This is a genomic window from Parabacteroides sp. PF5-6 (genome assembly GCF_029504695.1).
Classification (GTDB): Bacteria; Bacteroidota; Bacteroidia; order Bacteroidales; family Tannerellaceae; genus QVMG01.
This window is the reverse complement of sequence record NZ_JAQFIN010000002.1, coordinates 313,557-333,599: the sequence shown is the minus strand read 5'-3', so window position 1 is coordinate 333,599 and position 20,043 is coordinate 313,557. Positions and strand designations below refer to the sequence as shown.

Here is a 20,043-nt window from a genome sequence, read left to right as displayed (position 1 = left end):
AAATAATTAGATGATGAAGAAAATACGATTATTATGGCTTCTACTGATAGGCTTTGTGTTGACCTCTGCCCTGAAAGCACAGGAAGACGAAACGCGGCCCAAGTACAATCTGCCGTATAAGAATACCTATGTGAAGGAACCCTTGGTTACGGAGAACGAATACCGGATTACCAAGCCGAAGTATCTGGAACCTAAAAGTTTTGCCGAGGCCAAACAGATTCTCCCCAATCCGATATGGGACGGGCATGCGAAAGAAATCGAGATGTATTGGAAAGCCTGGGAGATCGCCGTCGGCAATATCCGGCAGGTAGAAGAGGGCTCCGGCTTTGTTTCTCCTTATCTGGATGTGGCTTATAACGGGAATATCTTTATGTGGGACACTTCGTTTATGATGATGTTCACCCGTTATGGCTATCATTATTTCCCTTTCCAGCACTCACTGGATAATTTCTATGCCAAACAGCATCCCGACGGCTTTATCTGCCGGGAGATCATGGTCGACGGATACGATTGTTTCGAACGTTACGACCCGACCAGTACCGGTCCAAACCTGATGCCCTGGGCAGAGATGGCTTATTTCAAGCAATATGGGGATATGGAACGCCTGCATAAGGTATTCCCGGTGCTTTGCGCCTATTACAAATGGCTGAAGCTGAACCATACCTGGCCGAACGGGACTTATTGGTCGAGCGGCTGGGGAACGGGTATGGATAATATGCCTCGCGTAGAATCCAAATACAGTATGATCTACAGCCACGGGCACATGGTGTGGCTGGATACGAACCTGCAACAACTGTTTATGGCCAACCTACTGTTGGAAATGGGCTTTTACCTCGAGCGCTGGCAGGAGATCGAAGAATTTGAAGATGAAATAAAGATGTTATCGGCCTATGTCCGTGAAAATCTTTGGGATGAGGAGAAAGGATTTTTATTTGATCAGTATGCCGATGGCCGCTTGAACACGACAAAAGGGATCGGAGCCTACTGGTCTTTGTTCACCGATGTGTTGACCAAAGAGCAATTAGACCGGATGGTCGGTGAATTGAAGAACCCCGAAACGTTCAATCGCCTGCACCGTGTACCTTCTCTTTCTGCCGACAATTCGAAATACAATCCGAAAGGCCGTTACTGGCAGGGTGGCGTTTGGCCGGGAACGAACTATATGGTGATCACCGGCCTCGATCAGAAAGGATATACGGACCTGGCGAAAGAAATCGCCGCCAATCATTACAAAAACGTGTTCGAAGTGTATAAAGAAACCGGAACGTTCTGGGAATATTATGCACCCGAAGCCACTGAACCCGGATTTATGGCCCGTAAGGATTTCGTGGGCTGGACGGGATTACCCCCTATCGCCGGGTTTATCGAATATATTCTGGGTGTCCGCTCCGATTACTCTGAAAAAGCATTGCTCTGGGACATCACCCAATTGGAAGCGCATGGGATTGAGCGTTATCCTTTCGGCCCGGAAGGTTTGATTACGTTGAAAGTGAAGAAAAGAAATTCGGCGGACGAAAGTCCTTCCGTTACAATAGAGACTAATGTGTCCCTGGAATTTACCCTGCAGTGGGGAAAAGGGAAGAATAAAAAGGTATCGCTTCAACCGGGCACGCATACGCTCTAATAACATACGCACATGAAAATAGGAATTGATTTAGGTGGCACAAATGTACGTGTCGGCATAGTTCATAATGGAGAAATTATTCGGAGCATATCGGAGCCTTGTCGTGCCGATCGACCGGAGAGAGAAGTGTTGGATCATCTGATCAGTATGATCCGGGAGTTGAAAACCGATCAGGTGGAAAGTATCGGGATCGGCGTGCCCTCGGTGGTCGATGCCCAACAGGGGGTTGTGTATAATGTGGCGAATATACCCTCCTGGGTGAAGGTCCCGTTGAAAACGATTCTGGAAGAGGAATTCCGTATTCCGGTGGCCGTAAACAATGACTGCAACTGTTTTGCTTTGGGCGAGTATAAGTTCGGCGAAGGTGTGGGATATAAAGACCTGGTCTGTGTAGCTTTGGGCACGGGAGTGGGCGCCGGTATTATTATTGACGGGCAACTGTATAACGGCCAGAACACAGGCGCCGGCGAGATCGGTTGTCTGCCCTATCTGGCACATGATTATGAATACTATTGTGGGAGTGCTTTTTTCTCCAAAGAGAATAACCTGACCGGAAAAGAAGCCTTCCAGATGGGATTGCAGAAGGAGGCTCACGCCTTGGAACTGTGGCGACAAATAGGTGCCCATATCGGGAATCTGATGAAAGCCATTCTGTTCATGTACGACCCACAAGTTATCATCCTGGGCGGAAGTATCTCGAATGCCTATCCCTTTTTCTCTTCTGCCATGTTCGAAAACATGAAAGACTTCCCTTATCCGGAGACATTGGAACGCATCCATATCTCCACTTCCCGGAAAGAAAATATAGCACTATTGGGCGCTTCCGAATTATAAAAGGGAGGAGTGAGATACTTCTCCCCCTATTTCCCGAAAAATCCGGTTTTGTTTCACCATTTTTTTGGTCTGCAACAAAAGTTTCATGCGGTAGAAACTTTTGTTTCATGCCCGGGAAACTTTTGTTTCATGCCCGAGAAACTTTTGTTTCATGCCCATGAAACTTTTGTTTCATGGCGGGAAATTTTTAAAACAAGGGGAGAATTTTTTAAAACAAGAAGAGATTGGCTTGAAAGCTCCCTTGTCGCCTCTTTGCGATGGCAGCGGCGATCAGTCGGTCGATGGCAAATTTGCCGGGGCCGGCGATATACAGGATGACGAATGCGATCAGGTAGATAAACGCCAGTTCTTTTACCGCGAAAGGATCGGCTCCGTGTATGACGAAGAAAGCGACGGCTATAGTAAAGATCATAGGAATCAAGACCAGGCGATAGAAAAAGCCAAAGATAAAGGCTATGGAACAAGCCACCTCACCAAATATGGCCAAACCCAGCGACACGGCGGAGCCCACACCCAACGGATCGGGAAACGTAGCGGAAAGTTCCGAGAAATTCATCCACTTTTGTATGCCATGACTCATCAACAAGACACCAAACAATAGACGAAAAGCAAATAATAACAAGGAGAATCCCAAACCATCCGGTTTGTTCGGAAATAAAAATCGGATTATTGATAACATAATTTCTTTATTTAATTTTTTACATACGCTATTACTCTCGTTTATAAAACAGCAAAGCGGAAGAAAAGGTTGTATTGCCTTGAGTGTGGTAGAAAAATAGTTATCATTCTGCTTGTTTGTGATAGAAAAATGGTTATCTTTGTGAGGTTGACAAGGAAGAATAATAATAACCAAACTTAAACAGAGATCGCCTATGACCATGAAAGTAAAGAAAGTCATTGATCTCTTAGAAAGAAACGGATGGGTTTTCCTTAGGATGAGAGGAGACCATCGGATATTCGGAAAAGAGGGTGCAAGAAGGCCGATTGTTATTCCGGGAAACCTCAATGACGATTTGAAAGACGGCACTCTGGCTTCGATTTTGCGGGAAGCAGGGCTTAAATAGTTCGTGTTTTCTTAGGGAAACGGATGGACCAGCAATTATTATCAGTTAATTCGTAAAAAATGGGAAATCAGAGTAAAACATTGATCGTAGTTGTCGAAAAAGCAGACAATAACTTTTCGGCTTATATTCAAGGAGTCGACGGTATCATTGCTACGGGCGCAACCTTCGAGGAGATCAAAAGGAATATGGCAGACGCTATCGTGGCTACCATCGAAGAATGTCGGGAGTTCGGATACGAATTGCCTGAAGAACTGTCGGGAGAGTACGCGTTGGTTTTTAAGATGGATGTGAAATCTTTGTTGGAGTTTTATAATGGTATCTTTTCTAAATCGGGTTTAGAGCGTATAACAGGCATAAACCAAAAACAATTATGGCATTATGCCTCCGGCATGCGTAATCCAAGGCCGGAGCAGACATTAAAATTGGAAACAGCCTTGCATAAATTGGGTGAGGAATTGTTATCTATCCAACTATAAAACGCAAAAAAGCCGCTAATTAAGCGGCTTTTTTTGTACACCCGGCGGGAATCGAACCCACATCGTCGGAACCGGAATCCGATATTCTATCCATTGAACTACGGGTGCATGTCCGAAAGACTGCGCAAAAGTACATATTATCTTGCAGTTTAGCAAAAAGTATGAAAGATTTATTGATTTTGATATTTTGCACGGAACTTCGGATGAATACCTTTCGTTTTGTGAATTAAAACAGGTTGTTTGCTTGCTATTTTGATCTTAATCGCTATCTTTGCCGCTCATAAATGTTATGCATAAAACACAATAAGAATGAGTTATCTAATAAAACCGGCTGGGTATAAAGCAGTGCTTAATCTTTGTCAGACTGAATTGGGTATTAAGCAGATCAAAAGTTTTTTCCAGCAGAATCTCTCCTCCGAATTGCGCCTGCGACGGGTCACTGCTCCTTTATTTGTATTGAAAGGTTTGGGTATCAATGATGATTTGAACGGGACGGAACGCGCTGTGACGTTTCCGATCAAAGACCTGAACGATGCGAACGCCGAGATCGTACATTCGCTGGCTAAGTGGAAGCGGCTGACGTTGGCCGATTACCAGGTGGAAGAGGGCTATGGTATTTATACGGATATGAACGCCATCCGTTCGGACGAGGAACTGGGCAACCTGCATTCGTTGTATGTCGACCAATGGGACTGGGAACGGGTGATGCGGGCGGAAGACCGTAACGTTGCTTTCCTCAAGGAGATCGTTCGCCGGATCTATGCCGCGATGGTGCGGACCGAATATATGGTGTACGAGATGTTTCCGCGCATCAAACCTATTCTTCCCCAACAGATCGCGTTTATCCATGCGGAAGAATTGCTTCAACGCTATCCCGACAGCACACCGAAGGAGCGGGAAGATGCGATTGCCAAAGAATACGGCGCCGTGTTTATTATCGGTATTGGTTGTAAGCTGAGTAATGGAGAAAAACATGATGGTCGCGCTCCTGACTATGATGACTGGTCAACGATGGGCGAGAACGGATTGCCGGGCTTGAACGGTGACTTATTGGTTTGGGATGAGATCCTGGGCCGTTCATTGGAATTGTCGTCCATGGGTATCCGGGTAGACCGGGAAGCGCTATTGCACCAATTGCGCTTAAGCGGTGCCGAAGAACGGGCTTCGCTCTTTTTCCATCAACGCTTATTGAACAATGAACTGCCCTTGAGCATCGGTGGGGGGATCGGTCAGAGCCGCCTTTGTATGTTCTATCTTCGTAAAGGACATATCGGAGAGATCCAGGCCAGTATCTGGCCGGATGATATGCGGCAGGAAGCGCTGGAGGCAGGGATGCCGCTTATTTAGTTGAAAGTTGAAAGTTGAAAGTTGAAAGTTGAAAGTTAGTAAAGAAGATATTATCTTTAAGCCCTGAACGTGGTTTCAGGGCTTTTTTGTGGGCCTGTCATTATCAATTATCCATTATCAATTAAATAGTCGTGAACGTTAAGATTGAACAAAGTTGGAAAGCGCAGTTGGCGCCGGAGTTTGAGAAGGCGTATTTCGGGCAGTTGACAGAGTTTGTCCGTCAGGAGTATCAACGGGGGACGGTGTATCCTCCGGGAAAACATATCTTTAATGCCTTCGAGCATTGTGCTTTCGACCGGGTAAAGGTTGTGATCCTCGGGCAGGATCCGTATCATGAGCCGGGGCAGGCGCATGGCCTTTGTTTTTCGGTGCAGGATGGTACTCCTTTCCCTCCGTCTCTGGTGAATATCTTCAAGGAGATCCAAGCAGACCTGGGCGTTGCGGTGCCCCAAAGCGGGAATCTGACCCGTTGGGCCGATCAGGGTGTCTTATTGTTGAATGCCACGCTGACCGTTCGTGCCCACCAGGCAGGCTCGCATCAGAACAAAGGGTGGGAAGCTTTTACGGATGCCGTTATTCATCGCCTGGCTGAGAGCCGGGATCATATTGTTTATATCCTCTGGGGTTCGTATGCCCAGAAGAAAGGGGCGTTTATTGATCCTTCGCGCAACCTGGTGCTCAAGTCTGCCCATCCTTCCCCATTATCTGCCTATCGCGGATTCTTCGGCAACAAACATTTCAGCAAAGCCAATGATTATTTGATTGCGACTGGGCAGGAGCCCATCCTTTGGTAAGACAATTACGAATTACGAATTAAAAATTACGAATATTGGGAGTTCCTTTTAATTTGTAATTCGTAATTTTTAATTCGTAATTGCTTAGTACCACGATTGTGCATCCCGATAGTTGCTGCTCTGATTGTATTTCAGGTCTTTCAACAGGGATGAGCTGACGGCGATAGAGAATTGGTAGGATTTGTAAGGCCCGACAGGCACGAAGCTGGCCGACATCTGGAAGCAGTGCAGGTTACGGGTCAGGTTACAACTCATATACGAGATCTTGTTGTTATCGAAGTCGTACGTGGCATTGAAGTTAAAACTCCAGTTCTTTGTCGGTTGTATGTTCCCGTTGAACGACAAGCTGTGCGTGATGCCGTATTTGTATTCCAATGTTTCGGGATTGAACTTGGCGCGGTCGTAGGCCAGGCGCATACTATAGCTGAACGAGAGGCTCCACGGGATCTCCGTGATCAGATAGCCGTCGCTGTCGTATTCGCCCACTTCTTTTTTGGCTTCCAACAGGTGCTGCCGGCCTCCTGTGCCCGTCTCCTGATCGGGCATCTCGCCAAACGGATCATCGGGATCCATATTCATCGGATCGCCATTCACGCCCAGCCCGTCCGGAGTGGAGCCGGTGGTGCTTTTGTCTTTCCCTCTGCCGAGCAGTTTCTTGAAGGTGTCGTTATTGAAAGTGTACGAGAAGCTGGTCCCGGTCGACATCAATCGTCCCAGTCCTTTGCCGGCAGCCCAGCGCGTTTTGTTCTGTCGTTGCAGGCCGGTTATCACTCCATCGGCATTGGTCACGGGGCGGTAGGTGTAGGTGTCGAAGGTTGCGTTCAGGTTGAGTGTATAACTCTTGGTCAATTTCAGGCGTAGGCCGGTACTCAGATCGCTCCATTTGAACGAGTCGGCCACCAGGTTATAGCTCATGCCTAGGGAGAGTTTATCGATCAGACTGACTTTCTTCGTGCCGATGGAATCGTTGGTGTTTACCTTCATCTCCACATTGTTGTCGACACTGAAGTTCAAGCTTCCGCTCTTTCCCCGCCCGGGGACGCCAAACTGGTTGTGGGCGAAAGGCGAATACTGTCCCGTCACCTCTTTCCCGTCGCTGCCGACGTAGGCGTAGTTCTCGTAATAGCCATAGCGGGAAGAACCGAAGTCGGGTGTCGCGCTAAAGCTGACCGAGGGCTCGAAACGGTGGCGGATCCAGCTGATCTTCGTCAGTTTCTCGAAGAACGGCAAGGGCCTGAAGTCTCCGTATATCGTCGTCGAAGCGGAAATGGATGCGCTGTAGTCGTACAAACGATAGAAGCCATAGATCGTATCGACCGGCGCCAACGCTTGTTTCTGCGGATCGTATTCCTGTTCGATCTTATTGGTGTACCATCTTTCTTTATAGTTGAACGAGGGAGAGATGTTGATGTAATTGAATACGTTGAAGTTGGCACTGATGGGGATGGTATGCTGCATCGCGTTCTTCCAGTCTTTCACCAGGCTGGATTTGAGAAACTGGTCCTCTTTCGTTTCGATACTGTTGCGCAGGTATCCGGTGTAACTCATGGAGATCTTTTCGAACCACTTTTCTTTTCCGACCGCGTTCTTCCGTTTGAAAGGATAGATACGGCTTACGGTCATGGAGATATCCGGCATGGTCACGGCCAGTGTCGAGTCTTTCGAGCGTTGGTTCACGCTTAAGGTACCGGATAAGGAGATCGGACTGTTGGGGAAACGCTGGGTGATGTTGACCGTCGATCCCTTGTTGTTCTGTGTCGCATTGGCATAACTGCCGGAAGCGCCGGGATAGTAACTGCCCGTATTGTTGCGGTCGTAACTGGAAGTCGCAAAGTTCACGCTGGCCGAGATCGAACGGAAGGGATTGGCTTTCGCATCCTGCGTATGGGTCCAGGTGAGTTTGAAGTCTTTGCTCTTATTGTATTCCGAAGGCACCTTCTTGTCGCCAGTCACGGTCACCAGGTAGGAGGCATTGAAGCTTCCCGAGTATTTATATCTTTTCCGGTACGACGAACGGGCGGCCAGCCCCCAGGATCCTTTGGTATAGATCTCCCCGGTGAGCGCCAGGTCCATATAGTCGCTGATGGCAAAATAGTATCCTCCGTCGTGCAGGTTGAATCCGCGGGTCGATTCATCGCCATAAGACGGCATGATGATACCCGACTGGTAACTGCTCGAGAAAGGGAAGAAAGCAAAAGGCAAGACAATCGGAAACAGCGGCACATCCTCGATCACCAGGTAGACCGGGCCGGTGACAATATCCTTATGCGGCCGTACCTTGGCCTTGGTCATCTTGATGTAGAAGTGCGGATGATCGTGATTGTCGCAGGTAGTATACCTTCCGTTGAGCATGTTCATGTCGTTGTTGGGCATCTTCTTGGTCTGGTTGGCCGTCACGTATCCTTCACCCTGCTGGGTGATCACGTTACCGATAAAGCCTTTGCCCGACTTGAAGTTGTAGCGCATGGTTTTCGATTCGTATTGCTCTTCTCCCTGCTTGAATATGGGGTATCCGAATTCCATATCGAGCGAATCGAGCCCGAAGGTGGCATACACGATGCTACTGTCCATACTCATCTCGATCACTTCGGATTGCAATTCGATGTTCATGTATTTCACGTCTCCCTCGCCGTAGAGGTACGCCCAGTTGCCGGCAGTCATCACGATCGAGTCGGCCGCCGCGTATTGCACGGGCGCTTCCAGCATTGCCGGTTTGCGGGAGATGCTATCAGTAGCCTGTGCCAGGCTGTCGGCCACGAGCGCCAGGGAGTCGGTCGGAAGGGATAAGGAGTCTGCTGCGAGAATCGTATCGTCGATTATAGCTTCTTCAACGGGAGTGACAACCTCCTGAGCGTTTAATTTATTCGGGATACTTCCGGCGATAAGGAAAAAGAAGAGTAGGGAGCAATAGACAGAACAAGGGTGCTGAAAAGGCGTAAGGCATTCCCATATCCTATGGAGAGTGCCTTTCAACTTCCATTGTTTACTATCTTTTATCGACCAATAGTCACTCTTCATTCCCGGTTTAACTATCCGTTTTACTTTTAGTTGTTATGCTAAACAGCATGCAAATGTATAATAAATAAACGACCTCCCATGATAGAATTACCCTAAAAAGAGTTTACACCACGTTTCAAAACGTTTAACGGTTTCGTCTCCGTACTTTGAAAGTCCCCGTACAATCTTATCGACAGGCTTCTCTTTGTCTAATTTTGTCTTGCTGTAGAATTTATCGGCGAAGCAGATTAGCTGTTCTTCCATGCTGACCGGAAGCATCTCGCGGTGCGGAAGGGGCAGTTGCCCGTCTACGATCATTTGCAGGCTCAACCCGGTTCCGGTATGTCTTTCGCACACCAGGGCATGGCGCGGATAGCCGGCCTGACGTACGAGCTCAGCGCCCAGATAACCGTGGCAGATATATTCCGCCTCGCCATGACAGCCGATCGAAGGAGCATGACAACGGAACATGCCGATATCATGCAACATCGCGGCCTCTTCGATAAAGGGATGGTCGAGATTCATTTCCGGATGTTGCCGGGCTATTTGTAACGCTTTATCCGCTACGTTTCGGCTGTGTGCCAACAGAATACGGTGTGCTTCCGAGTCGGTCGGATAGTATGGAGTGATCAGTTCAAGCGGGTCCATATATTCTTTTGATAAATATATGGTGCAAAGATAATATAAATCTTCTTTCCCCCATTTATGCCGGGGAAAGACTTCCCTTGCCGACGGGGCGATGCCGGCCGAATAAATTTATTCGGCCAAAATGGGATAAAAACGATTCGTAGATGTTACCTTTGTGTCAAGAAAGTGAAGACTTAATGATACGATCAATGAGGGATAAGATTTTATTTGTATGGCTTTGTTTACTGATCTCTGTAGGCACCAGTGCGCAGGAAACAGTCCGGTTGGGCGCCGAGCGGATGGATGTTCTGCTCCCGATGTTAGAAGGGAAAAGGGTAGGGCTGGTAGTCAACCAAACGTCTATTCTGGATAACCGGCATACGCATCTGTTGGATGCCTTGCGTGCCGAAGCGGTCGATGTGCGAAAGGTTTTTGCTCCGGAGCATGGTTTCCGGGGGACCGACGATGCCGGCGCCACGGTGAAAGATAGCCGCGATCAGCGAACCGGGGTCCCTATTGTTTCCATCTACGGGAAAAACAAAAAGCCGACGGCCGAGCAGTTGGCCGATCTGGATGTTGTTGTTTTTGATATTCAGGATGTCGGTGCCCGTTTCTATACCTATATCAGCACGATGCACTACGTGATGGAGGCCTGTGCGGAGCATGATAAATTGTTTATCGTCCTGGATCGCCCCAATCCCAATGACTTTGTCGACGGACCTGTGCTTCGCGAAGGGTTTACCTCTTTTGTCGGTATGCATCCGATCCCGTTGCTCCATGGGTTGACCGTCGGTGAATTGGCTCGCATGATCAATGGCGAGAAGTGGCTGAAGAGCAATCCGGATACCTGCCGGTTGGCAGTCGTCACCATGGAAAACTGGCGGCATGGCGATCCCTATTGGTTGCCGGTCAAGCCGTCGCCCAACCTGCCGAACGATCAGTCGATCCGTCTTTATCCTTCCCTCTGCCTGTTTGAAGGAACGAATATCAGTGTCGGGCGAGGGACTTATTTCCCGTTCCAGGTACTGGGTTCACCCGATGAGACGCAGGGAAGTTTCACGTTCCGGCCGATCTCTTTGCCCGGCTTCGATACCAATCCGTTGCATAAGGATAAGTTGTGTTATGGCACGGACCTGCGCGAATATGCTTTTGCCGGCGGTTTTACCTTACATTTTCTATTGGAATATTACGAAAAGGCCGGAAAGGACAAAGCGTTCTTCTTTAGCCGTCCCCAATGGTTCGATCTGTTGGCCGGCTCGAAGGATCTGCGGCTCCAGATGATCAAAGGCCTGACGGAAGAAGAAATCCGCGCCGGCTGGCAACCGGAGCTGAAAGCTTATAAAGAAATGCGGAAGAAGTATTTGCTTTATAAGGATTATTAAGAGCTCATAAGAGCTTATAGGAACTCATAGGAACTCATAGGAACTCATAGGAACTCATAGGAATTCATAAGAACCTTACACATAAAAGTTTTGACCCTGGTCTTCACCTTTCACCCTTCACCGAGATCCCAGTATTGATCAGCGTTTCGGGTGAAGGGTAAAGGAATATCTTAAAAAAAGCGACAGCTTCCCGGAAAAAAGCTGCCGGCCTTTTGAAAAACCCTGCCGGCCTTTTGCAAAACTCCGGCGGCCTTTTGGGAAACTCCGGCGGCCTTTTTCGAGGAGCCTCCAGCCATGAGGGATCGCCATAATACCTTGTCAACAATTCTTCACCAAGCCTTCACCCAAAATGCTGATCAATACAGGGATCTGGCGATCGGGTGAAAGGTGGAAGGGGGTGCGAAACTTTTATGTGTAGCCTCTTACTGCTTCGCAATGACCAATAACGTATTCCCCGAGCCATCGATCAATAACAGTCTGTTTTTATCTTTGTCGGCTTTTACGCCTTTGATCTGATCGAACGTTTTGAAGATCTGTCCTTCGACTGCCATGTTCGGACAAGCCATCATCGTGGCGGCTGCCGGGGCTAAGGTGAAGGAGGATATGTTTTTGCTGTCCGGCTTGATCGACGAATTGAACGTGTTACAGCCTGCGTTTCCATGCACTTTGTTTTCCGCCATCTTAAACTCGATATACGGCATCTTCTCCTGTTCAATCTTCGTGCCGTTGACTTCTACTATCGTCCACTTGCCGTCGAGCTTCTTGGTGTCGACCTTTACCTCTGAACATGCACTCATTGCTCCCAACAAAACCGGGAGGCTCATCATAAAAAACAATACTTTTTTCATACCTATTCTCTTTTAAATTCGTTGTAAACTGTTTCCTTTAAGACGCTTTTTGCGGTTGATTTGTTTAGAAAATCCGATAGATTTAGCGAACATTAACAAAGAGTCGGGGCCTTACGGCCGTTGTTTTCCCATTTTTCCGTAAGTTTGCATGATATGAATAAGATCAGTATTTGGATCGTAGCAGGCCTGTTATTACTCTCATTCTCTTGTAAGCGAAACGCCCAGCCTCCTGCGGATGAAGAAGCCATAGTTGCCGATACGTTGACCGGAAAAGATTTCCGGTATGGCGTATGCATCGACTCGTTGGATGTCTATGAGTATCAGATTAAAAACGGTGACAATATGGCGGCGATCTTCGGACGCCTGGGTTTCTCTGCGCTTGAGGCCGACCGGATCACGCGTGCCTGCTCGGCCGTGCTCGATCCGACCAAATTGCAGGCGGGCCGGCATTATGCGACCTTAACGACCCGCGACACGGTGCCTATTATTCAATATATCGCTTTTGCCAAGACCTTGACCGACTATGCCGTGATCGATTTCACGGGCGATACCATCATTTCGTATGCCTACGAAAAACCAATTACTTTGCAAAGGCGCTACGTCGAAGGCGTATTGAATACCTCGCTTTGGAACTGTTTGCAGCGCCAGGGCGTAAACCCGCTATTGGCGGTCCAGATCGCGGATGTTTATGCCTGGGAGATTGATTTCTTCGACGTGAAAGACGGCGATTCGTTCCGCGTGCTCTACGATGTCGCTTTTATCGACGATACGACGGAGCTGAAGATCGCCTCGATCGAAGGCGCCATCTTCAATCACCGGGGCAAGGAGTTTGTAGCCGTGCCTTTTACGCAGGACAGTGTCTTTGAATACTTCGACCACGAAGGCAACAGCCTACGCAAGGCCTTCCTGAAAGCGCCACTCGATTTCTTCCGCATCACTTCCCGCTTCTCCAACGCCCGCTTCCATCCGGTATTGAAGCGTTATCGGGCGCATCATGGCGTGGATTATGCTGCCCCTGTGGGCACACCGGTGAAAAGCATCGGCGCCGGTTCGGTCGTAGGCAAAGGGTTTCAGGCCGGCGGTGGTGGTAACTTTCTGAAGATCAAACATAATTCCGTGTATACGACCACGTATATGCACCTGAGCCGTTTTGCCCCGGGTATGCAGGTGGGGAAGACCGTGCAGCAGGGCGAGGTGATCGGTTATGTGGGGTCTACGGGGCTCTCCACCGGGCCGCATCTCGACTTCCGGGTGCATAAGAACGGGCAGCCGATTGATCCGCTGAAGATGGAATCGCCACCCTCCGAACCGATCCGACCCGAGTTGATGGATAGTTTCCGGATCATCAAAGAAAAAGTTTTTGCCGAATTGGATCGTTTTCGTGTCACATCTCAGGCGGAAACACCGTCTTCTTTAGTAGTGACAGAAGAAATAGAGTAATTATCAATAAAAATCTACCCCAATGAAGTTCTTAGGAAATATCATCTGGCTTCTCTTCGGAGGAATTATTACTGCGATCGAGTACACCATCTCCAGTTTGCTGATGATGATCACAATAGTTGGTATCCCTTTTGGTTTGCAAACCTTAAAAATGGCCCGTGTGGCGCTGTGGCCTTTTGGTTGTAAGATCACGGATAAGGGAAATTCGGGAGGGTGCCTGAACCTTTTGATGAATATTCTTTGGCTTATTCTCGGAGGTTTTTGCATCTGCCTGACGCATCTGTTCTTTGGGTTGCTGCTTTGTATCACAATTATCGGGATACCCTGGGGACGGCAGCATTTTAAGTTGGCCGCATTGGCGTTATCGCCTTTTGGCAAGACTATCGATTAGGGTTCGGGGGCTTCTCTCTCTCTTACTCGATAACCTGCAACTTTTCTTTTGCTTCCGCTCTGCTGCAGGCATTGAAGTGCCACCATTCATACCGGATGGTGCGAAATCCGGCGTCTGTCATCACCCGACGAAGGAGGCGGCGGTTGTTGAATTCCTCTTTGCTAATCTTTCCGTTTTGCACTAATATTTCTTCTTTATTCGTATGTGCCTCTTCCCCGAAGAAATCTACCGCTGATCCCATCGGTAGGGGAGTCCCTTCGGCATCAAGAATCGAGACATCCACTGCCATGCCGTAATTATGCAGCCCGCCACCGTTGGCCGGATTGCTTACGTAGTTGGTCTTATCCGTGCCCCGGACGAGGCTCCACATCTTTCGTTGGACAGCCATCGGACGAGCGGCATCGTAGACAATCAGTGCGTATCCCGGATGGATCTCGCGCAGCAGCCGTTGGGCTTTGCATAGTTTCTCCGCCGCTTCGGGGCGGAGCCAGGCTTGGGTTATTCCGGTATAGACTGCTTCGCCCATAAAGTTCTCCGGGCAGGCATACATCAGGTGTATCCGGATCGTCGGATCCTTCTCGGCGATATTGACGTATCCGCGGGCCGGCAATAGCGTATCCCAGTCCTGGGCATAAGCGGAGGATAATGCGAATAGGCAAAGGCAAAACCAATAGATCCGCCTCATCCTTCGATGGTGATTTGGGATACTTCAACCGGATCTTGCAGGAAGAGGGAGGCCGCTTCGGCAAACTTCTCTTCAGACTCCGTCGTCATAAAACGGGATTGGCTGCCTTTCGTCAGTCGTGCCTCCATCTCAGGATGGCGCATAAGGTAGTTCTCCAGGCTGGCAGCCACATATTCGCCCTGGGCGAGCACATGGATATGTTGAGGAATAAACTGCTTGATCTTATCCCATAGGAGCGGATAATGCGTACAGCCCAGAACCAGTGTGTCGATCTGCGGATCGGCAGCGAGGATATGATCCAGATGTTTCCGAATGAAATAGTCAGCTCCGGGCGAGTCGTACTCGTTGTTCTCAACCAGTGGAACCCACATCGGGCAGGCTTCGCTCGTCACGGTCATGTCCGGGAATAATTTTTCGATCTCGAGCGTATACGATTGGGAGGAAATGGTTCCGGTCGTGCCCAAGATGCCGATATGCCGCGTCCGGCTCAGTTCGCCAAGTACTTCTACCGTCGGACGGATGACACCCAACACCCGGCGATCGGCATCCCACCGGGGCAGATCTTGCTGCTGGATGGTACGTAATGCCTTGGCCGAAGCCGTATTGCAGGCCAGAATAATCAGTTGGCACCCTTCTTCAAAGAGCCTTTCGACGGCCTGGCGGGTAAACTGATAGACCACATCAAAGGAGCGGGGACCATAGGGTGTCCGGGCGTTATCTCCCAGATAGATATAGTCGTAGGCCGGCATCCGTTTGCGGATCTTATCGAAGATGGTAAGACCGCCATAGCCGGAATCAAATATGCCGATAGGGCCGGGAACTTGTGCAAACATAGCCTTTCATTTATATGACAAAGGATGCCTTTTACTAAAAGCATCCTTTCTTATCTTCATTAAAGCCGGGATCAGATTCCCAGTTTTCTTTTTACCAGCGGAGTCGCGTCGATTGAAGTATCACCGGTGTACAGTAATGTACCTGCGTTGACTATATAGGTGTACTTGTTTTCAGTACCCACATCATTGATCGCTTTCATCATCTTCTCCTGTACCGGTTTGAACAGCTCTTCCTGCTTTTGAGCAACGGTTTGCTGAGCTACCTGATACAACTGTTCCATACGTTGTTGGAGGTCTTGAATCTCTTGCATTCTTCTCAAACGGATATTTTCTGTCAAAGAATCTTGTTGTTGAACAAACGCTTGGTATTTGTTTGTATATTCTTCGTTCATACTTTTCAATTCGTTCTCGAATTCCAGGTTCAGATCCTCGAGTTGTTTATTCATGGCAGTCAATTCCGGCATAGCCATCAATATCTCCTGCGTATTCACAAACGCGATCTTAACCTCCTGAGCGAAAACTCCCAACGGAAGCAGCATAATAACCACAAGGGCGACAAGTTTCTTCATCTTCTTTACTGTATTACTTTTGTTATTAAATTCCTGATAAAGTGCACAAATGTACGGATTTATTTTGAATATCCTAATTTTACAAGTACTTCATTACTAATGTCAATCTTGGGTGAAGCGAAAATAACACTCATGGCCGAAGCGCGGTCGACCACCAGTTGATAGTTGTTCGCTTCCGAGATTTCTTTCACCGCATTATAGACTTCGTCCTGGATCGGCTTCATCAGGCTTTCCCGGCGTTTGAATAGTTCGCCTTCGGCACCGAAATACTTCCGTTTGAGATCCATCGCTTCCTGTTCTTTCTTGATAATCTCTTCCTGCCGTTTGTCTTTCATCTCGGCGGAGAGGAACACCAGGTCGCTCTGGTAGGTCTTATACATATTCTGCGCTTCCTGCTGGATCGCTTCGACTTCGTTCTGCCATTTCATCGAGAGCTGGCTGAGCTGTTCGTTCGTCATTTCGTATGCGGGAATATTCTTCAGGATATACTCCATGTCGATCAATGCAAACTTCTGTGCCATCGCGCCGACAGTACTCAATAGCGTCAGCGCGCATATTACCATCATCTTTTTCATAACTTTCTCCTTTTTAAATTACACAACCGTTGAGTTATTACATAGACTGCAAATATAACAGAGGGTTTAGCAAATAGGCTCTAAATTACGTTAATTAAAATTCCTGACCTAAGATAAAGTGGAACTGACTGCCGCCCCGTTCGTTGCTTCCGAAGTTCGGTTTGTCGAATCCATAGGCATAGTCGATCCCCATCAAACCGATCATCGGCAGGAAGATACGCACACCCACACCCGCCGAACGTTTCAGGTCGAACGGATTGAACTTGGAAATGCTTGTCCACGCGTTACCGGCTTCGATGAATGCCAATCCGTAGATCGTAGAGGTCGGTTCGAGTAAGAAGGGATATCTCAATTCCATGCTCAGGCGGGAATACGCGTATCCGTAAGAGCTGTATCCTCCGTTACCGGCGATTGTTCCGTTTTCGTATCCGCGCAATCCGATCGTTTCGGTGGCGTAGGTACTGGAATAGCCCGACATCCCGTCGCCCCCCATGTAGAAGGTTTCGAACGGTGAACGCTTCGCTTCCGTGTAGGAACCCAACAGCCCGTATTCGGCGCGGGCCATCAGGACCGGCGTACGTTTGATGCCCGAAGTCAATGGGATCAATGGAACGAAAGTCTTGGCTTTGAATTTCCATTTGTGGTATTCGATAAACCGGTATTTGGATTGATCGTCGCTGCTCATGGCGGCGTAGTCTTTGTTGTCGAACAGCGAGTAGGGCGGCGTGGCGCTCACCGAGAAGGTGAACTGCGAACCGCTACGCGAATACAACGGGTTGTCGACCGAGTTACGCTGCAACATCAATTCGATATTGAAGTTATGGCACGTACCGTTGTTCACCAGGAAGTAGTCCCAGTCTTTCATCGTGTACATCTGGTAGTTGAAGGTAGCCATGAACTGGAAATAGTCATCGGGCCAGTTCAGACGCTTTCCGTAGCCGGCAGCGATCCCGAACATGGTGATGTATTTATCGGGGTCGTAGGCATATTCGTAATTGCCGTAGTTGCCATATCCGCCGTAGTTGCCGTAGCCACCGTAACCGTAGCCACCGTATCCGCCGTATCCGCCGTAGTTGTAATAGCTGTACGGATCGTAATAGCTGTTGTTGCTCAGGTAGCTGCTGCTGATATCCGTTTGTTTGGAGAAATACGCACTTACGGATAAGGTATTCGGGCGTTTGCCTCCAAACCAGGGATCGATAAACGAAACACTGTAAGCCTGGTAGTAGCGTCCGTTGGTCTGTCCGCTCAAGGTCAGTGTCTGTCCTTCTCCCTGGGGAATGATGCCTTTGTACGTATTCGGATTCAGGAAGTTCTTCATGGAGAAGTTGGTGAACTTCAAGCTGACCTTACCGATCACCCCGGTCTGTCCCCAACCGGCAGAAAGCTCGACCTGGTCGTTTGCTTTGGATACCAGATTGTATTCGATGTCCACTGTCCCGTTATCGATATCAGGCAGCGGGTTCGGCACCATATTCTCCGGGTCGAAGTGACCCATCTGCGCCAATTCGCGCAAGGAACGCATCAGGTCTTCGCGGCTGAACAGCATGCCCGGTTTGGTTCGCAACTCACGGCGTACGACGTCTTCATACAAACGGTCGTTCCCGTTGATGATGATGCGGTTGATCGTCGCCTGCGGCCCTTCCTGAATACGGATCTCAAGTGAGATCGAGTCGTTCTCGACTTCGATTTCGACCGGATCGGCCTGGAAGAACAGGTAACCCTGGTTCATATACAGGTTGGCAACCGCATCGTCTTCTATATTTAAGCGTTCGCCCAGTTTCTTCTGGTTGTAGACATCCCCGGCTTTCATGCCCAGGACGAATTCCAGTTGCTCGGAGGGGTATTTGGTGTTCCCGACGAAGTTGACGTCTTTCAGGAAATACTGCTGCCCTTCTTCGATATTGAGGAAGATATCGACCGTTTTTTCATTGTGATTCGCCACGCTATCCATGACGATCTTGGCATCGCGATACCCCAATTCGTTATATTTGGTGATGATATTCGCTTTATCGTTTTCATATTCTTCGGTGGTGAACTTCTTCGTGCTGAACATCTCTTTGATGCTCGTGATGAAATCGTATCCCCAATCCGCTTTCTCATTGGTCTTTTTCATCGCTTTCTTCAGATCTCGGTTCGCTAAAGCTTCATTTCCTTCGAAGAAGATGCGATGAATCTTGGTCTTTTCGTTTTTGTCGATATAAATATCAATCGCGACTTCCCCGGCATTGGTCAGGTCGTCTTTCTGGCTGATATCGATTTCTACATTCTTAAATCCTTTGCCGTCGAAATAGCGTTCGATCACGATCTTGGTCCGGTCCAATACGTTCGGAGTCACCTGGAAGCCTTTGCGGAGGCCTACTTTCGATTCCAGGTCGTCGCGTTCGCTTTTTTTGATCCCGTGGTAGGTTACCTGCGATATTTTAGGGCGGGGTTGCAAACGGAACTCCAGCCAAATCTGGTCGCCTTCAATCTTTGAAGCCAGGATCTTGACATCCGAAAAGAGACCATGTCGCCAGAAACGTTTGGTCGCCTGTGCGATCTCTTCCCCGGGCACGAATATCTCATCGCCTACGGAGAGGCCGGAGAAACCGATCAACAAATAATCTTGATAATTCGGCATACCGGTCACCTTGATATCCGCAATCTTGTATTTGCGGGGTGACGAAGTATACGAAATGACCGGTAGCTCAGCCGGTGCTTCAACTTCTACTTGGGTGGTGTCTTTTTCCTGTGCCGAAGCACTAACAGCGAAGCCCAAGACAATCATCAATAACAGCACTAATCTTTTGTACATATTTACAACTATTGTTTATAGTTTATTTGCTCACTTGTTTTGCCAAAACGTCTTTCCCGTTGTTGGTAATACACGATCGCTCCATACAACTCCTCTTCTCTGAAATCGGGCCAAAATATATCGGTAAAATACAATTCTGCATAGGATAGTTGCCAAAGCAGGAAATTGCTGATCCGCTTTTCTCCGCCGGTCCGCACCAATAGATCCGGGTCGGGAATGCCAACTGTGGTCAGGTGGTTGGATAATTGCTCTTCTGTAATGTCTTCTAATGCCAACCGGCCGGCTGCCACTTCCTGTGTCATCCGGCGTGCCGCTTCGGTGATTTCCCAGCGTGAGGAATAGCTCAGGGCAAGCGCCAGGGTGGTCCCGGTATTGCCGGAGGTCAATTCGATGCATTCCAGCAAGGTGGCGCGCACGTCTTCCGGCAGGCGGTTTAAGTCCCCGATGGCTTTCAGCCGGATGTTATTCTTCATCAGGTCGGGAGTCTCTTTTTGGATTGCCGAGACTAACAGGCTCATCAGGGCCTGCACTTCTTCGGTCGGACGATTCCAGTTTTCGGTAGAGAAAGTATATACAGTGAGGTATTTCAGTCCGATGGTGGTTGCCGCTTCCAATACTTTACGAACAGAGACAACACCTTCCTGGTGCCCATAGCTGCGGTCCTTTCCCCGGGATTTCGCCCAACGTCCGTTTCCGTCCATGATGATTGCGATATGCCCGGGCAATCTGTCTCTGTCTATTTCGTTTATTAGCGACATTT

General features: G+C 48.7%; 19 protein-coding genes and 1 tRNA gene. 9 read left to right on the top strand and 11 right to left on the bottom strand.

The annotated features are described in order from the left end of the window. Nucleotides 1-10 precede the first annotated feature (10 nt). Both M2133_RS03500 and M2133_RS03495 read left to right on the top strand, forming a co-directional pair. Nucleotides 11-1,624: a trehalase family glycosidase gene (locus tag M2133_RS03500; protein WP_277464582.1), complete on the top strand. Its 1,614-nt coding sequence runs from the start codon at nt 11-13 to the stop codon at nt 1,622-1,624. A gap of 12 nt (nt 1,625-1,636) precedes the next feature. After that, entirely contained in the window at nt 1,637-2,458 is an 822-nt protein-coding gene (locus M2133_RS03495; RefSeq protein WP_277464581.1) for an ROK family protein, read from the top strand. Nucleotides 2,459-2,666: 208 nt separating this feature from the next. Here M2133_RS03495 and M2133_RS03490 read toward each other — a convergent pair whose 3' ends face one another. Then, nucleotides 2,667-3,137, bottom strand: a complete 471-nt coding sequence (locus M2133_RS03490) for a DoxX family protein (protein ID WP_277464580.1) — start codon at nt 3,135-3,137, stop codon at nt 2,667-2,669. Between the two features lie 193 nt (nt 3,138-3,330). Between M2133_RS03490 and M2133_RS03485 the strand changes: the two genes are divergently transcribed. Both M2133_RS03485 and M2133_RS03480 read left to right on the top strand, forming a co-directional pair. Continuing rightward, a complete protein-coding gene (locus M2133_RS03485; protein ID WP_277464578.1) occupies nt 3,331-3,522 on the top strand; it encodes a type II toxin-antitoxin system HicA family toxin in 192 nt (63 codons plus the stop codon). A 59-nt stretch (nt 3,523-3,581) separates the two neighbouring features. Then, nucleotides 3,582-3,998 (top strand): type II toxin-antitoxin system HicB family antitoxin, encoded by a 417-nt coding sequence (locus M2133_RS03480; RefSeq protein ID WP_277464577.1) that lies wholly within the window; start codon nt 3,582-3,584, stop codon nt 3,996-3,998. A 36-nt stretch (nt 3,999-4,034) separates the two neighbouring features. Here M2133_RS03480 and M2133_RS03475 read toward each other — a convergent pair. Next, nucleotides 4,035-4,106: transfer RNA gene (locus M2133_RS03475), tRNA-Arg, on the bottom strand. 201 nt (nt 4,107-4,307) lie between these two features. Here M2133_RS03475 and asnA point away from each other — a divergent pair. Beyond that, a complete protein-coding gene (gene asnA / locus M2133_RS03470) occupies nt 4,308-5,345 on the top strand; it encodes an aspartate--ammonia ligase (RefSeq protein ID WP_277464576.1) in 1,038 nt (345 codons plus the stop codon). Nucleotides 5,346-5,476: 131 nt separating this feature from the next. Next, nucleotides 5,477-6,139 (top strand): uracil-DNA glycosylase, encoded by a 663-nt coding sequence (gene ung, locus M2133_RS03465; protein ID WP_277464575.1) that lies wholly within the window; start codon nt 5,477-5,479, stop codon nt 6,137-6,139. An 84-nt stretch (nt 6,140-6,223) separates the two neighbouring features. Here ung and M2133_RS03460 read toward each other — a convergent pair whose 3' ends face one another. Next, nucleotides 6,224-9,157: a putative LPS assembly protein LptD gene (locus M2133_RS03460; protein ID WP_277464574.1), complete on the bottom strand. Its 2,934-nt coding sequence runs from the start codon at nt 9,155-9,157 to the stop codon at nt 6,224-6,226. Nucleotides 9,158-9,244: 87 nt separating this feature from the next. Continuing rightward, complete coding sequence (locus M2133_RS03455) at nt 9,245-9,784, bottom strand: HDIG domain-containing metalloprotein (RefSeq protein ID WP_277464573.1); 540 nt, start codon at nt 9,782-9,784, stop codon at nt 9,245-9,247. A gap of 278 nt (nt 9,785-10,062) precedes the next feature. Here M2133_RS03455 and M2133_RS03450 point away from each other — a divergent pair, with 278 nt between their 5' ends. Continuing rightward, the gene (locus tag M2133_RS03450) at nt 10,063-11,145 is read left to right on the top strand and encodes a DUF1343 domain-containing protein (protein WP_277464726.1); all 1,083 of its coding nucleotides are present in this window, start codon (nt 10,063-10,065) and stop codon (nt 11,143-11,145) included. A 422-nt stretch (nt 11,146-11,567) separates the two neighbouring features. Here the strand turns inward: M2133_RS03450 and M2133_RS03445 are convergent, their stop codons facing one another. After that, nucleotides 11,568-11,993, bottom strand: coding sequence for an META domain-containing protein (locus M2133_RS03445; protein ID WP_277464572.1), 426 nt, complete (start codon nt 11,991-11,993; stop codon nt 11,568-11,570). A gap of 153 nt (nt 11,994-12,146) precedes the next feature. On the opposite strand from M2133_RS03445, the gene M2133_RS03440 reads away from it, so the two are divergent. Further along, nucleotides 12,147-13,433 carry a peptidoglycan DD-metalloendopeptidase family protein gene (locus tag M2133_RS03440; protein WP_277464570.1) on the top strand — a complete coding sequence of 429 codons (1,287 nt, stop codon included), beginning with the start codon at nt 12,147-12,149 and terminating at the stop codon, nt 13,431-13,433. Nucleotides 13,434-13,455: 22 nt separating this feature from the next. Continuing rightward, complete coding sequence (locus M2133_RS03435) at nt 13,456-13,824, top strand: YccF domain-containing protein (RefSeq protein WP_277464569.1); 369 nt, start codon at nt 13,456-13,458, stop codon at nt 13,822-13,824. 22 nt (nt 13,825-13,846) lie between these two features. On the opposite strand, the gene M2133_RS03430 is transcribed toward M2133_RS03435, so the two are convergent. The 6 genes from M2133_RS03430 to M2133_RS03405 form a co-directional block, all read right to left on the bottom strand. Beyond that, entirely contained in the window at nt 13,847-14,509 is a 663-nt protein-coding gene (locus M2133_RS03430) for a M15 family metallopeptidase (RefSeq protein WP_277464568.1), read from the bottom strand. After that, nucleotides 14,506-15,342 carry a glutamate racemase gene (gene murI, locus M2133_RS03425; RefSeq protein ID WP_277464567.1) on the bottom strand — a complete coding sequence of 279 codons (837 nt, stop codon included), beginning with the start codon at nt 15,340-15,342 and terminating at the stop codon, nt 14,506-14,508. The genes M2133_RS03430 and murI overlap by 4 nt, the downstream gene beginning before the upstream one ends. A gap of 71 nt (nt 15,343-15,413) precedes the next feature. Further along, entirely contained in the window at nt 15,414-15,911 is a 498-nt protein-coding gene (locus M2133_RS03420) for an OmpH family outer membrane protein (RefSeq protein WP_277464566.1), read from the bottom strand. 59 nt (nt 15,912-15,970) lie between these two features. Then, the gene (locus tag M2133_RS03415) at nt 15,971-16,486 is read right to left on the bottom strand and encodes an OmpH family outer membrane protein (protein WP_277464565.1); all 516 of its coding nucleotides are present in this window, start codon (nt 16,484-16,486) and stop codon (nt 15,971-15,973) included. A 94-nt stretch (nt 16,487-16,580) separates the two neighbouring features. After that, on the bottom strand, nt 16,581-19,283 hold the full coding sequence (locus M2133_RS03410) for a POTRA domain-containing protein (protein WP_277464564.1): 2,703 nt from the start codon (nt 19,281-19,283) through the stop codon (nt 16,581-16,583). An 8-nt stretch (nt 19,284-19,291) separates the two neighbouring features. Then, nucleotides 19,292-20,041, bottom strand: a complete 750-nt coding sequence (locus M2133_RS03405; RefSeq protein WP_277464563.1) for an isoprenyl transferase — start codon at nt 20,039-20,041, stop codon at nt 19,292-19,294. Nucleotides 20,042-20,043 lie beyond the last annotated feature (2 nt).